We start from the raw sequence: 13,025 nt of genomic DNA, 5'->3' as shown, positions 1-13,025 counted from the left end.
AAATCGGCGCGGATTTCCTGCCGTTCGCGCCGGTGTCGCCGGAAAGAGTGAACGATTTGATGTGTTCGTAGCTTCAACGTCCTTTTCCTCGTTGCAGGGTGTGCGGTCCGCGGCTGGGACCGCATTGCCTACGAGGAGGAACAATGCTGAAGAAGATCGTCGCTGCTGCGGCGACCACCGGGGGCCTGGTGCTCGCCAGTGCGGGCGTGGCCGCTGCCGACGCGGGCGCCCAGGGCGCTGCCGTGCACTCGCCGGGCATCGCGTCCGGCAATGTCGTCCAGGCGCCGGTGCACGTTCCCGTGAACGCCTGCGGCAACACGGTCTCCGTGGTCGGTCTGCTGAACCCGGTCTTCGGCAACTACTGCGTCTGACAAGTGACTTTCTGACGCCGTTTGACGTTGTACCTGCACCCGTAAGGGTCTGATCCGGGTCGGCTCCGTAATGCGTGGCACGCATTCCGGGGCCTCTGGGTATTTCGGTGGGCGGGCGGTAGATCCCCCGGTCTCCCCGGGGGATCACCGCGCGCACGCAATTCCTGTAAGGCACTAGGCAGGGGAACAAATTTATGAGACAGGTCGCACGAAAGGGCCTGATCACCATGGCGGCGGCCGGCGGTGTACTCGCCGCGGTCGCAGGCTACGCACACGCGGATGCGGGGGCCGCCGGCGGCGCGGCGAACTCGCCAGGCGTGGGATCCGGCAACAATGTCCAAGTACCGCTGCACGTCCCGGTGAACGCCTGTGGCAACACCGTCAACGTCGTCGGGCTGCTGAACCCCGCGTTCGGCAACCGCTGCGCCAACGACGGCGGCGGGCACCACGTGGGCGGCCATCACCAAGGGGGCCACCACCAGGGCGGGCACCCGGGCGGGGGCGGCCACCACGGCGCCGGCGCCGCGGGCGGTACCGCGAACTCGCCCGGTGTGGGATCCGGCAACAACGTCCAGGCGCCGGTCGACGTTCCGGTCAACGCCTGCGGCAACAGCGTCACTGCCGGCGGTCTGCTGAACCCGGTCTTCGGCAACGACTGCGCCAACGACGCGTCGCTTCCGGACCGTCCGCAGCCGGGCCAGCCCGAGCAGCCGGGCAACCCGCACCACCCGGGTCACCCGCACCACCCGGGCAAGCCCCACCACCCCGGTAAGCCGCACCACCCCGGTACCGGTGACCACCCGGGCAAGCCGCAGCACCCGGGCAAGCCGCAGCACCCGGGCAAGCCGCACCACCCGGGCAAGCCGCACCACCCGGGCAAGCCGCAGCACCCGGCGACCCCGCAGCAGGGCGGCGGGCACACCCCCACGGTCGTGCCGGCTCAGCGTCCTGCCGCACCGCAGCTCGCGGAGACCGGCGCCGGCGCGGCCGGTTACGCGGTTCCGGCCGCCGCCGGGATGCTGCTCGGGGGCGCGGTGCTGTACCGCAAGGCGCGTACCGCCCGCCGGTGAACGGCGGCGGTTACGCGGCGATCATGCGGCGATCAGCGCTCCGTGACGAGCGGTAGCTGAACGCACATGAGCGCACCACTGAGCGGGCCCTGCCGAGGCGGGGCCCGCTCTGCTGTCACGTGCCGGTGGCGGTCACCACGTGGCGCGGAGCTGTCGGATGATCCGGCGGCGCAGCCGCACCTTGCGGCTGCCGTCCGGATTCAACCGCAGACGGTCCAACTCCCAGTGTCCGTACTCGGCATGGTCGGTCAGCAGGCGTGTGGTGGCCTTCCGGGAAACGCCCCGTGGCACGTACACATCGCAGAATTCGTATTCCGGCATCGCATCTATTGTGCGGGACCGGCCCCGGTACGGATAGCGTCTGCACTATGTCTGATGCTGCGCAGCCTTCCGCTGCCGAGGTACGTGCCGCCGCCGAGGCGGTCAAAGCCGCGCTGGACCGTCACCTCGACGCGGTCGAACGCCGCTCGGGGCAGGACGACCCGGCTGTTTACGCCGCGTTCGACGAGCTCGCCGCCGCGGCCGAGGTCTATGACGAGCTGCTCTACGACACCTACGACGAGGTCACCCCCTTCGAGATCCCCGGGAGCGACGCGCTGCCCGCGTACGCGGGCCCGGAGGAGCCCAGTGCGCTCAGCGTGCTGATCCGGCGCGACTACACCGTCGCCGAACCGCAGCGGCTGCTGCACCAGGCGCAGCGCATCGCGGATCTCGATCCGGACGCCGCCGACGAGGCGGCGGGGCCCTCCGCCGACGCCGCCGCCGTGGTCGGCACCAGCGTCCATGCGGCGCTGGGAGTGCTCTTCGGGGAGTTCGAACCGGATGAGATCGCCTCCCGGCACAAGGAGTTCGGCTTGGAGGAGGGCGACTCCACGCTGTGGGTGGCGGCCGCCGACGAACCGGCCGAGCCGGGGGAGTGGCTCTCCGCGCCGTTCGACCAGGCGGACCCGCAGCGGGTGGTGTGCCGCTTCGACGTCAGCGCCGTCTTCGACGAGGAACTGGGTGACGACGACATGCTGGAGCCGCTCGACCGCGAGAGGTGACGGCGGAGGCGGCCGCCCCGCTCCGGGCGGCCGCCTCCGCTTCCCGCGTCAGGCCGAGGCGTCTCCTTGCCTTCAGGCCGGTGCGTCCTCGGTGGACGGGACGCTCTGCTGTCCGAGCAGCGTCCGCAGCCGGGTGGTCCGCTCCTTGACGGGCACCTCGGCGACCGCCCGGGCCAGCGCCTGCTCGGCGCCCTGGACGACCGACAGATGCCGCTCACCGCGGCTGAAGGCCGTGTAGACCCAGGCGCGGGTCAGTCCGCCGGCGGCGTCCCCGGGCACCACGACCACCGCAGCCGGCCAGCGCATCCCGGCCGCCTGATGGGCGGTGAGCGCCCAGCCGTGCCGGACCGCGCCGCCGACCCGCTCGCGCGGCACCACGACCGCGGTCCCCGCGCAGTCCAGATGCAGCCCCGCGGCATCGGCGCCGGTGACCGTGCCGGGCAGGGTACGGCCGGGGGCCGGGGCATAGGCCACGCGGTCGCCCGGGTCGAAGCCGCCGAACCGGCCGGGGCCGGGGTTGAGGCGCTCCTTGAGCGCGGCGTTCAGCGCCCGGGTGCCGGCCGCGCCGCCGTGGCCGACCGTGATGACCTGGGTCTCCTCCGCCGGGACGCCCAGCGCCCGGGGCACGGAGTCGGCGACCAGCTGGACCGTGCGGTGCACCGCCTCGCCGGCGTCCCGCGCCGGGACGATCACCACCTCCTTGCCGGGCGCCTCGACCTGGCTCAGCTCACCGATGCCGATGCCGGAGACCAGCTCGCCGACCGGGCCGAAGTCCGGGGTGCGGGAGGCGACCTGGGGGCAGAAACGGGCCGCGAGGACATCGGCGAAGAGGCGGCCGGGGCCGGCGGACCACAGGACGCCGGGGTCCCCGCTGAGCACCAGCCGGGTCCCGTCGGTCAACGACTCGACGAGCAGGGCCGCGGTCTCCAGGTCGAGCTGCGGGGCGTCCAGCACCACCAGCAGATCGAGCGCGAGGGCGCCGTCCGCGTCCCGGCCGGGGCCCTCCTGCCCGGACAGCAGTCCGGCGACCGTCACCGCCGCCGTGCCGGGCTCCGCCGAACCGGTCGTCGGGCCCCCCGCCGCGGCGAACGCGGCGAGGTCCGCGGCCAGCCGGCGGCGGCCGTTCTCGGTGTGGGCGGCGCCGAACGCCCGCAGGCCGAGCGCGCGGGCCGCGGCGAGCAGCGCGGCGGGCTCGGCACGGGCCGCCTCGGCGCCCGTGTGCGCCACCAGGCCGCTGTGCGCGGCGGCACGGATCAGCTCCGCGGCCGACGGCGACGGCGCGGCGGCGGCCGCGGCCTCCCAGGCGGCGGCGGAGGGACGGGCCGTCCCCGGGCCACCGGCTGCTTCCCGGCCCTCCTCGTCGGAGTCGCCGGCCGGGGCCGGGGAGTCGGCGTCCGCGGCGGGGGCCCCGGAGTCGGCGTCCGGAGCGCCGGAGTCGGCGTCCGACGCCTCGGACGCGGCCTCCGGAGCGCTGGTGTCCGGGACCGGCTCGAAGGTGTTGAGCAGCCGCGCCAGGCCGTCGGCGACGCTCTCCTCGGCCATCGCCCAGCGGTCCAGCCCCAGCAGGATCCGGACCGGCCGCTCCTCCTCGTCCTCGTCCGCCGCGGGCCGGGCCCGGCCCGGCTCCTCGATCGCGTCCTGGAAGACCAGGACGGCGCCCTCGGCGATGGCGGTCTGCAGGGCCTCGTCGGGGTCGGGCACCTGGCGCTGTGCGAGCGCGCTCCGCAGTGCGCCGGCCTCCAGCGCGGAATGCCCCGCGACCGCGGCCTGCTCCAGCAGCCAGCCGACCAGCGCCTGGCCGCGGCGCTCGTCGCCCGGCCCGGCGGCGGCGCCGAGCAGCGCCCGCGCGAAGCCGTCGGCCTGCTCGGGCCGCACGCCCGGCACGGCGAGCAGCTGCCAGGGATCCTCGCGCAGGACCTCCGCGGCCCGTTCCCCGAGCACCTCGGCGGTCCGCTCCGCGAGTGCCTCCGGGGCACCGCCCGCCCGGAGCACCTGCCGTACGCCGTCGAGACCGGGTGCGGGAGCCGGGAGAGGTGCGGCGGGTGGGGCAGCGTCCGGGGCGCCTACGGGCGGGGCGGGCGGTCCGGCCGGTGCGGCCGCGCGGTGCGCGGGGGCCGGCTCCCGGGGCGGGCCCGCCGGTCCGCCCCGGGGCGCGGGGCCGCTGGGAGCCTGCGCCGGCTCGGCGGGTGCGGCCGGCCTGGCGGGGCGCGGGGCGTCGTTGAAGAACGACGCGGCCGAGCGCTCGCCGCTCTCCACGGCCCGGACGGCCGCCGCCAGCGCCGCCGCGGTGGCCTTGCCGGCCGTGGGCGCCGCCCCCGGGGCCCCGCTCACCGTCGTGCCCTGGTCCGCCGCCGGCGCGCCCTCGGACGTGGGCGCCTCCGCGGTCCCGGGTGCGGCCTCCTGCCCGGGAGGGGTGTCGCCGGCGGCGCGGTCGGTGCTCACAGCGTGCTCCAGTCGTGATCGGGGTAGTGGTGCACCGGAGCCGACACATCGTCCAGCGCCCGGCGGATCTCGTCAGGAAGACTAAGGGCCTCCACTGACAATGCCGCTCTGAGCTGTTGTGCCGTGCGGGCGCCGAGGATCGGCGCGGTCACTCCCGGCCGGTCCCGGAGCCACGCGAGGGCGACCTGGAGCGGGGTGACGGCCAGTCCGTCGGCGGCGGTCGTGACGGCCTCGACGACCCGGCCCGCCGTCTCGTCGAGATACGGCGCGACGAACGCCGCCAGATGCTCCGAGGCCCCGCGCGAGTCGGCCGGGGTGGCATGGCGGTACTTCCCGGTCAGCACGCCCCTGCCGAGCGGCGAGGACGGCAGGACCCCCATCCCGAGGTCGAGCGCCGCGGGCAGCACCTCCCGCTCGATGCCGCGTTGCAGGAGGGAGTACTCCATCTGGGTGCTCGCCAGGCGGTTGCGCACCCCGGGCGCCGCGAGCTGCCAGGTGGCGGCCTTGGCGAGCTGCCAGCCGGAGAAGTTCGACAGGCCCACATAGCGCGCCCGGCCGCTGGTGACCGCGAGGTCCAGGGCCTGGAGGGTCTCCTCCAACGGCGTGTGCGGGTCGAAGGCATGGAGCTGCCAGAGGTCGACGTACTCGGTGCCCAGCCGTCCCAGGGAGGCGTCCAGGGCGGCGAGGAGATGGCGCCGGGAGCAGTCCACCCGGCGGTCCGCCTCCAGCACGCTGCCGGCCTTCGTCGCGATCACCAGGTCCTCGCGCGGAACCAGCCCCTCCATCAGCCGGCCGAGGAGGTACTCGGCACCGCCGTCGGCGTAGATGTCGGCGGTGTCGACGAGCGTGCCGCCGGCCTCCCAGAAGGTCTTGAGCTGGTCGGCGGCTTCCTGCTCGCCCGTGTCGCGGGCCCAGTTCAGGGTGCCGAGCCCGAGCCGGGACACGCGAAGGCCCGTTCGGCCGAGGTGCCTTTGCTCCATGGGCCCTGAGAGTACGCGCCGGGCGCCGGGAACAGGGGACCGGTGGACGACCCGTCGGTGACGCCCGGCCGGGGTGCGCGCTACAGTCCCCGCAACAGCGACGTTACCGATGGGTAAGGGGAGCGGTATGCGGCTTGGCATCAACCTCGGCTACTGGGGCGCCGGGATGGACTCCGACAATCTCGCGGTGGCGCAGGAGGCCGACCGCCTCGGCTACTCCGTCTGCTGGGCCGCCGAGGCGTACGGCTCCGACGCCGCCACCGTGCTCTCCTGGGTCGCCGCCCAGACCGAGCGGATCGACATCGGCTCGGCCATCTTCCAGATCCCGGCGCGGACGCCCGCCATGACCGCGATGACCGCCGCCACCCTGGACTCGCTCTCCGGCGGCCGGTTCCGGCTCGGCCTCGGCGTCTCCGGCCCGCAGGTCTCCGAGGGCTGGTACGGCGTCAAGTTCGACAAGCCGCTGGCCCGCACCCGCGAGTACGTCGAGATCGTCCGCAAGGCGATGAGCCGCGAGCGGCTGTCCTACGAGGGCGAGCACTGGACGCTGCCGCTGCCCGGCGGCCCGGGCAAGCCGCTGAAGCTCACCGTCCACCCCGAGCGCCCGCACATCCCGCTCTACATCGCCGCGATCGGGCCCAAGAACCTGACGCAGACCGGCGAGATCGCCGACGGCGCGCTGCTGATCTTCCCCGCCGCCGAGAACCTGGAGGAGACCGCGGTCGCCCACCTCCGGGCCGGCCGGGAGAAGGCCGGCAAGAGCCTGGACGGCTTCGACATCTGCCCGACGCTGCCGCTGGCCGTGGGCGCCGACAAGGACGTCAGCGCGCTGGCCGACATGTTCCGCCCGTACACCGCCCTCTACGTCGGCGGCATGGGCAGCCGCAAGCAGAACTTCTACAACCAGGCGGCCCGGCGGATGGGCTACGAGAAGGAGGCCGCCGAGATCCAGGACAAGTACCTGTCCGGTGACAAGGAGGGCGCCGCCGCGGCGATCCCCGAGAAGCTGATCGACCAGACCACGCTGCTCGGTTCCGTGGAGCGGATCGCCGACCGGATGCGGGCCTATGCGGAGGCCGGGGTGACCACGCTGACGCTGGCCCCGGCGGGCTTCGGCCTGGAGGAGCGGCTGGCCTCGCTGCGGGCAGGTACGGAGGCCCTGGAGCGCGCTGGGCTGGCATGAGCGCCGCCGGGCGAACGGACCGGCGGCGCTCAGCGAGAGGCGCCCGGTGAAACGCCCGGTAGCGACCGGCGAAGGGCCCGGCGCCGGGGCGCCTGGACCTCGGGCCTTTCCGAGAGCCTGCGGCCGTGGTGGGGGCTCGGGGGATCTTCCCCGCCACGGCCGTCGCGCTGCACAACGGCGGTACGGGCGGGCGGGTTACGCCCCGCCACCCGGCCGCGCCTCGTCCGAACGGGCGAACGGGGCGCCCCGCCCGGTTGCCGCGCCCGGAATGCCCGCTTTGACTGGTCGAGGGTGTGTCCGTTCGGAGGTGACGCAGATGCTCTCGGCCCGGAGCCTGTTCCAGGAGATCGTCGACGACGACGAGGCCTACCGTCTCTTCTGTTCCATAGCGGCCAGCGGCGAGGCCCAGGGCGGCTGGGAGAACGGGCGGATCGCCGCCCTGCTGCCCGGGTCGCTGCGCGATCTGGCACCCAAGATCGCCCGGCACGGCGCCGACGAGGACAAGCACGGCCGGATCTTCCGGGCCCTGCTGCGCAAGCGCGGACTCACCCCCACCGACGTCCCCGAGGCGACCGACTACACCATGCTCCTGGAACGGCGGGGCATCGGCCTGGCGCACGACAGACTGCGCCGCGACGAGCCGCTCACCGAGCTCGACATCCTCACCTACCTCGCCCACAGCCGGGTCACCGAACAGCGCGCCGCCGACCAGATGGAGACGCTCACCAAGCACTTCGGCGACCACCCCGAGCTGGGCCGGGCGATCCGGATGATCTCGAACGACGAGACCAACCACCTCGCCTACTGCCACGAGGAACTGCTCCGCCTCGCCCGGGCCGGCCACGGGCGGACCATCCAGCGGCTCCTCCACGAGTGCGCCCGCGCCGAGATCGTCGTCTACCGGGACGTCAGCCTGGCCGTGATGGACTACATGGGCCGCATTCTGGGGTGGCCGAGGGCCAAGTCCGCGGCGCTCACCGCCGGGATCGCGGCGGTGTACGGCTATGAGCGGCTGGGCGGCTGGCGGCGGATGGTCAGCCTCCGGATGCCCGAGCGGCGGAACGCGCTGGGCGGCCCGGCCACCTCCGCGCCGGAGTTCGCGTAAGGGCGCCTTCGCCGCGGCTCCCTCAGAGCCAGCCGCGGCGTTTGAACAGCCGGTAGAGCGACACCTCGATGAGGACCATCATCACGAGCACCGCCGGATATCCCCACTGCCACTTCAGCTCCGGCATGTCCGCGAAATTCATGCCGTAGATCCCGGCGATCAGGGTGGGGATGGCCGCCATGGCCGCCCAGGCCGAGATCTTGCGCATATCGTCGTTCTGCCGGACGCCCATCTGCGCCAGATGGGCGGAGAGAATGTCCGAAAGCAGCCGGTCCAGGCCGTCCACCGACTCGTTCGCGCGGGTGAGGTGGTCGCCGACGTCACGGAAGAACGGCCGGGCATGATCGTGCACGAACGGCACCCCGGGGTTCTGCAACCGGGCCATCGGCTCCGCCAGCGGGCCGGTCGCCCGCCGGAACTCCATCACCTCGCGCTTGAACGCGTAGATCTGCGCGGCGGTGTTCCGGGTGTCCCGGCCACGGACCGGAGCGAACACCTCCGCCTCCAACTCCTCCATGTCCAGGGCGAGTTCGGCGGCCACCTCGATGTAGTGGTCGACCACCGCGTCGCTGACCGCGTAGAGCACCGCGCCCGGTCCGTGCCGCAGGATCTCCGGATGCTCCTCCAGCCGGCGCCGCACCGCGGCCAGCGGGCTGGCCTCCCCGTGCCGGACGGTCACCACGAACGAGTCCCCCACGAAGACCATCAGCTCCGACGCGGTCACCGTGTCGGCCCGGTCGTCGTACGTGACCGGCTTCAGCACCACGAACAACGAGTCGTCGTAGACCTCCAGCTTGGGCCGCTGGTGCGCCTTGAGCGCGTCCTCGACGGCCAGCGGGTGCAGCGCGAACTCGCTGGTGACCCGGTCGAACTCCTCCCGCGTCGGCTCGTACATCCCCAGCCACAGGAAAGAGCGGCCCTCCGCCCGCGCCGCCTTCAGGGCACCGGAGAAGTCGGCCGCGCAGTCCGTGCGGCGGCCCTCCCGGTAGATGGCGCAGTCCACGATCACACCTGGCATTCTCGCGCGTCCCCGGCACCCCTGCCAGGACGCCGTACCCGGAACGTAGGGTGGCGGGCATGCCCACGCTGATCCTCGTACGGCACGGCCGCTCCACCGCCAACACCGCCGGAGTGCTCGCCGGACGGGCGCCCGGTGTCGCCCTCGACGAGTACGGCGCGGCCCAGTCCGCCGCGCTCCCCGCGCGGCTGGCCCCGGTGCCGCTCGCCGCCCTCGTCTCCAGCCCCCTGCAGCGCTGCCGGGAGACCATGGCGCCCCTGCTGGCGGCCCGGCCCGGGCTCACCCTGCACATCGAGGACCGGATCAGCGAGTGCGACTACGGCCACTGGTCGGGCCGCAAGCTGGCCGAGCTGACCGACGAGCCGCTGATGGAGGCCGTCCAGCAGCATCCGTCCTCGGCCGCCTTCCCCGGGGGCGAGTCGATGCGGGCCATGCAGGCCCGCGCGGTCGACGCGGTCCGCGACTGGAACGCCCGCGTCGAGCAGACGCACGGCGCCGAGGCCACCTACGCCATGTGCTCGCACGGCGACATCATCAAGTCCCTGGTCGCCGACGCGCTGGGCATGCACCTCGACCTCTTCCAGCGGATCTCGGTCGAGCCCTGCTCCCTCACCGTGATCCGCTACACCCGGCTGCGCCCCTACCTCGTACGCCTCGGGGACACCGGCGACCTCGCCTCGCTGGTGCCCCGGGAGGACGGCGGCAGCCCGGCGGCGGACCGGGACGCGGCCATCGGCGGTGGTGCGGGCGCAGGGTGATCAGTCGGCGCAGTAGGGTGGTGCGACGGCGCTGCCCGCCGCCACTGCGGTCCCGAGGACCCGCAGCGACCCCGCAGTCGAGCAATCGGAGCAGGACGTTGTCCCGTCAGGTGTTCTTCTACGACGTACCGGATCGCTTCGTCGCCGGTACGGTCGGGCTGCCTGGCCGCCGTAGCTTCTACCTCCAGGCCACCGCGGCCGGCCGGACCACCAGCGTCGCCCTGGAGAAGACCCAGGTCGCGGCGCTCGCCGAGCGGATCGACGAGCTGCTGGACGAGGTCGTCCGGCGCAGCGGCGGCAACGCTCCGGTTCCCGCCGTCTCGCCCGCCGAGCTCACCGACACCGCCCCGCTGGAGATGCCCGTCGAGGAGGAGTTCCGGGTCGGCACGATGGCGCTGGCCTGGGACGGCGAGGACGAGCGGATGATCGTCGAGGCCCAGGCGCTGGTCGAGCTCGACGCGGACAGCGAGGAGGACCTCGCCGATGCCGAGGAGCGGCTGCTCCAGGACGACGAGAACGGCCCGCCGATGCTGCGGGTGCGCCTGACCGGGACGATGGCCAGGGCGTTCGCCAAGCGGGCCCTGGAGGTCGTCAACGCCGGCCGCCCGCCGTGCCCGCTGTGCAGCCTGCCGCTCGACCCGGAGGGACACGTATGTCCGCGCCAGAACGGATACCGGCGGGGCGCCTGAGCGCCGTGGAGCCCGCCGTCGAACCGGCCGGGCAACTGCCCGGCCCCACCGGTCCGCAGGACCCGCCGCCAGCCGCGGCGGGGCCCGCCGGAGGGCTGTCGGACGCCTTTCTCGCCGAGGGCGAGCTGACCGTGCGCGGCCGTATCCGGGAGGCGTCCAACGCCGTGCTCTACTGCACGGTCACCCACGGCGGCCGCACCGCCTCGTGCGTCTACAAGCCCGTCGCCGGCGAGCGCCCGCTGTGGGACTTCCCCGACGGCACGCTCGCCCAGCGCGAGGTCGCCGCGTACGAGGTCTCCCGGGCCTGCGGCTGGGACCTCGTCCCGCCGACCGTGCTGCGCGACGGCCCCTACGGCACCGGCATGGTCCAGGAGTGGATCGACCCGCCGGAGAGCAGCGACGAGGTGCCCGAGCTGCTGGCGCTGGTGGAGGACGCCGAGCCCGGGCCCGGCTGGAAGGCCGTGGGCTTCGCGGACCTCGGCGAGGACCGCACCGCGCTGCTGGTGCACGCCGACCATCCGCGGCTGCGGCGGCTCGCGGTCCTCGACGCGGTGATCAACAACGGTGACCGCAAGGGCGGCCATCTGCTGCCCGGCGCCGGTGGCGCGTTCTTCGCCATCGACCACGGCGTGACCTTCCACACCGAGGACAAGCTGCGCACCCTGCTGTGGGGCTGGGCGGGCGAGCCGCTGACCGAGGAGGCCCTGGAGGCGCTGCGGCGGCTCGGGGCGGCGCTGGCGGACTCCGCGCCGCTCGCCGCCCGACTGGCCGAACTCCTCACGGCCGCCGAGATCGACGCGCTGCGGGCGCGGGTGGCCGGGCTGCTGGAGCGCGGCCGGCACCCCGAGCCGGGCGGGGAGTGGCCCGCCATCCCCTGGCCGCCGGTCTGAGCCCCGCCCGGGGCCCCTCCCCGGGCCGCCGGTAGGCATATGCACGTCCGGCCGCGGATCACAAGACCGCCTTTCCGGCCAAGACCCCGGTCCGGTTCGTATGCGGAACATGCATCCGGTTACGCTCAAGGCATGCATGCATGGCCCGCTTCTGAGGTCCCCGCCCTGCCCGGTCAGGGCCGCGACCTGAGGATCCACGACACCGCGACCGGCGGACGGGTGACCCTCGCCCCCGGTCCCGTCGCCCGTATCTACGTCTGCGGCATCACGCCGTACGACGCCACCCACATGGGGCACGCGGCGACCTACAACGCGTTCGACCTGGTTCAGCGCGTGTGGCTCGACACGAAGCGCCAGGTGCACTACGTGCAGAACGTCACCGACGTCGACGATCCGCTGCTGCAGCGGGCCCAGGCCACCGGCGACGACTGGACCGCGCTCGCCGAGCGCGAGACCGCCCTGTTCCGCGAGGACATGACGGCGCTGCGGATGCTGCCGCCGCAGCACTACATAGGCGCCGTCGAGGCGATACCCGGCATCGTCCCGCTCGTGGAACGGCTGCGCGACGCCGGCGCCGCCTACGAACTGGACGGTGACATCTACTTCTCCGTCGCCTCCGACCCGCACTTCGGCGAGGTCTCCGGACTGGACGCCGAGGCGATGCGGCTGCTGTCCGCCGAGCGCGGCGGCGACCCCGAGCGCGAGGGCAAGAAGAACCCGCTCGACCCGATGCTGTGGATGGCCGCCCGCGACGGCGAGCCGAGTTGGGACGGCGCTTCGCTGGGCCGTGGCCGGCCCGGCTGGCACATCGAGTGCGTCGCGATAGCCCTGGACCACCTCGGTATGGGCTTCGACGTCCAGGGCGGCGGCTCCGACCTCGCCTTCCCGCACCACGAGATGGGCGCCTCGCACGCCCAGGCACTCACCGGCGAGCACCCGTTCGCCAAGGCGTACGTGCACGCCGGGATGGTGGCGCTGAACGGCGAGAAGATGTCCAAGTCCAAGGGCAACCTCGTCTTCGTCTCCACGGTGCGGCGCGACGGCACCGACCCGGCGGCGATCCGCCTGGCGCTGCTCGCGCACCACTACCGCGCCGACTGGGAGTGGACCGACGCGGTGCTCGACGAGGCCGTCGAGCGGCTGGCGTGCTGGCGCGCCGCGGTCTCCCGCCCCGACGGCCCGCCCGCCGAGGCCCTCCTGGAGGAGATCCGCACCGCGCTCGCCGACGACCTGGACGCCCCGGCCGCGCTGGCCGCCGTGGACCGCTGGGCCGCCACCCAGCAGGCCGAGGGCGGCACCGACGAGGGCGCTCCGGGCCTCGTCTCCCGCGCCGTCGACGCGCTCCTGGGCGTGGCCCTCTGACGGCCACCGCCTGACCCCCGTCCCCAGGGGCGCCCGTGCCGGCCGGTACGGGCGCCCCTTTTCCGTGCCCGCCCCCGTAGCCGCCCCGTGCCGCGCGACCGGAAATCCAGCAAC

General features: G+C 74.0%; 13 protein-coding genes. 9 read left to right on the top strand and 4 right to left on the bottom strand.

Annotation, left to right across the window (positions count from 1 at the left end):
- Positions 1–143: 143 nt before the first annotated feature.
- The gene (locus AB0G35_RS23170) at positions 144–371 is read left to right on the top strand and encodes a chaplin (protein ID WP_360952539.1); all 228 of its coding nucleotides are present in this window, start codon (positions 144–146) and stop codon (positions 369–371) included.
- A 194-nt stretch (positions 372–565) separates the two neighbouring features.
- The gene (locus AB0G35_RS23165) at positions 566–1,441 is read left to right on the top strand and encodes a chaplin (RefSeq protein ID WP_360952536.1); all 876 of its coding nucleotides are present in this window, start codon (positions 566–568) and stop codon (positions 1,439–1,441) included.
- 132 nt (positions 1,442–1,573) lie between these two features.
- Here AB0G35_RS23165 and AB0G35_RS23160 read toward each other — a convergent pair whose 3' ends face one another.
- The gene (locus tag AB0G35_RS23160; RefSeq protein ID WP_030416245.1) at positions 1,574–1,762 is read right to left on the bottom strand and encodes a DUF5703 family protein; all 189 of its coding nucleotides are present in this window, start codon (positions 1,760–1,762) and stop codon (positions 1,574–1,576) included.
- A gap of 47 nt (positions 1,763–1,809) precedes the next feature.
- Here AB0G35_RS23160 and AB0G35_RS23155 point away from each other — a divergent pair, with 47 nt between their 5' ends.
- Entirely contained in the window at positions 1,810–2,484 is a 675-nt protein-coding gene (locus tag AB0G35_RS23155; RefSeq protein ID WP_360952533.1) for a hypothetical protein, read from the top strand.
- A 72-nt stretch (positions 2,485–2,556) separates the two neighbouring features.
- On the opposite strand, the gene AB0G35_RS23150 is transcribed toward AB0G35_RS23155, so the two are convergent.
- Together AB0G35_RS23150 and AB0G35_RS23145 are read right to left on the bottom strand one after the other, a co-directional pair.
- Positions 2,557–4,926, bottom strand: a complete 2,370-nt coding sequence (locus AB0G35_RS23150) for a helix-hairpin-helix domain-containing protein (protein WP_360952530.1) — start codon at positions 4,924–4,926, stop codon at positions 2,557–2,559.
- On the bottom strand, positions 4,923–5,906 hold the full coding sequence (locus AB0G35_RS23145) for an aldo/keto reductase (RefSeq protein WP_360952527.1): 984 nt from the start codon (positions 5,904–5,906) through the stop codon (positions 4,923–4,925). The genes AB0G35_RS23150 and AB0G35_RS23145 overlap by 4 nt, the downstream gene beginning before the upstream one ends.
- Before the next feature lie 127 nt (positions 5,907–6,033).
- On the opposite strand from AB0G35_RS23145, the gene AB0G35_RS23140 reads away from it, so the two are divergent.
- Together AB0G35_RS23140 and AB0G35_RS23135 are read left to right on the top strand one after the other, a co-directional pair.
- On the top strand, positions 6,034–7,089 hold the full coding sequence (locus AB0G35_RS23140; RefSeq protein ID WP_360952524.1) for an LLM class F420-dependent oxidoreductase: 1,056 nt from the start codon (positions 6,034–6,036) through the stop codon (positions 7,087–7,089).
- Between the two features lie 316 nt (positions 7,090–7,405).
- Complete coding sequence (locus AB0G35_RS23135) at positions 7,406–8,194, top strand: ferritin-like domain-containing protein (protein ID WP_360952521.1); 789 nt, start codon at positions 7,406–7,408, stop codon at positions 8,192–8,194.
- A gap of 22 nt (positions 8,195–8,216) precedes the next feature.
- Here the strand turns inward: AB0G35_RS23135 and corA are convergent, their stop codons facing one another.
- A complete protein-coding gene (gene corA / locus AB0G35_RS23130; RefSeq protein ID WP_360952518.1) occupies positions 8,217–9,212 on the bottom strand; it encodes a magnesium/cobalt transporter CorA in 996 nt (331 codons plus the stop codon).
- 59 nt (positions 9,213–9,271) lie between these two features.
- On the opposite strand from corA, the gene AB0G35_RS23125 reads away from it, so the two are divergent.
- The 4 genes from AB0G35_RS23125 to mshC all read left to right on the top strand — a co-directional run bounded on the left by AB0G35_RS23125 (position 9,272) and on the right by mshC (position 12,911).
- On the top strand, positions 9,272–9,970 hold the full coding sequence (locus AB0G35_RS23125; protein WP_360952515.1) for a histidine phosphatase family protein: 699 nt from the start codon (positions 9,272–9,274) through the stop codon (positions 9,968–9,970).
- A 98-nt stretch (positions 9,971–10,068) separates the two neighbouring features.
- On the top strand, positions 10,069–10,659 hold the full coding sequence (locus AB0G35_RS23120) for a DUF3090 domain-containing protein (protein ID WP_078872005.1): 591 nt from the start codon (positions 10,069–10,071) through the stop codon (positions 10,657–10,659).
- Positions 10,623–11,549: an SCO1664 family protein gene (locus AB0G35_RS23115; protein ID WP_360952512.1), complete on the top strand. Its 927-nt coding sequence runs from the start codon at positions 10,623–10,625 to the stop codon at positions 11,547–11,549. Before AB0G35_RS23120 ends, AB0G35_RS23115 begins: the two co-directional genes overlap by 37 nt.
- 132 nt (positions 11,550–11,681) lie before the next feature.
- Complete coding sequence (mshC, locus tag AB0G35_RS23110) at positions 11,682–12,911, top strand: cysteine--1-D-myo-inosityl 2-amino-2-deoxy-alpha-D-glucopyranoside ligase (RefSeq protein ID WP_360952509.1); 1,230 nt, start codon at positions 11,682–11,684, stop codon at positions 12,909–12,911.
- Positions 12,912–13,025 lie beyond the last annotated feature (114 nt).

It is taken from the genome of Streptomyces sp. NPDC021749 (assembly GCF_040640655.1).
Taxonomy (GTDB): Bacteria; Actinomycetota; Actinomycetes; order Streptomycetales; family Streptomycetaceae; genus Streptomyces.
Note: the sequence above shows the minus strand (reverse complement) of the source record. Positions and strands in the feature narration are given on the sequence as shown.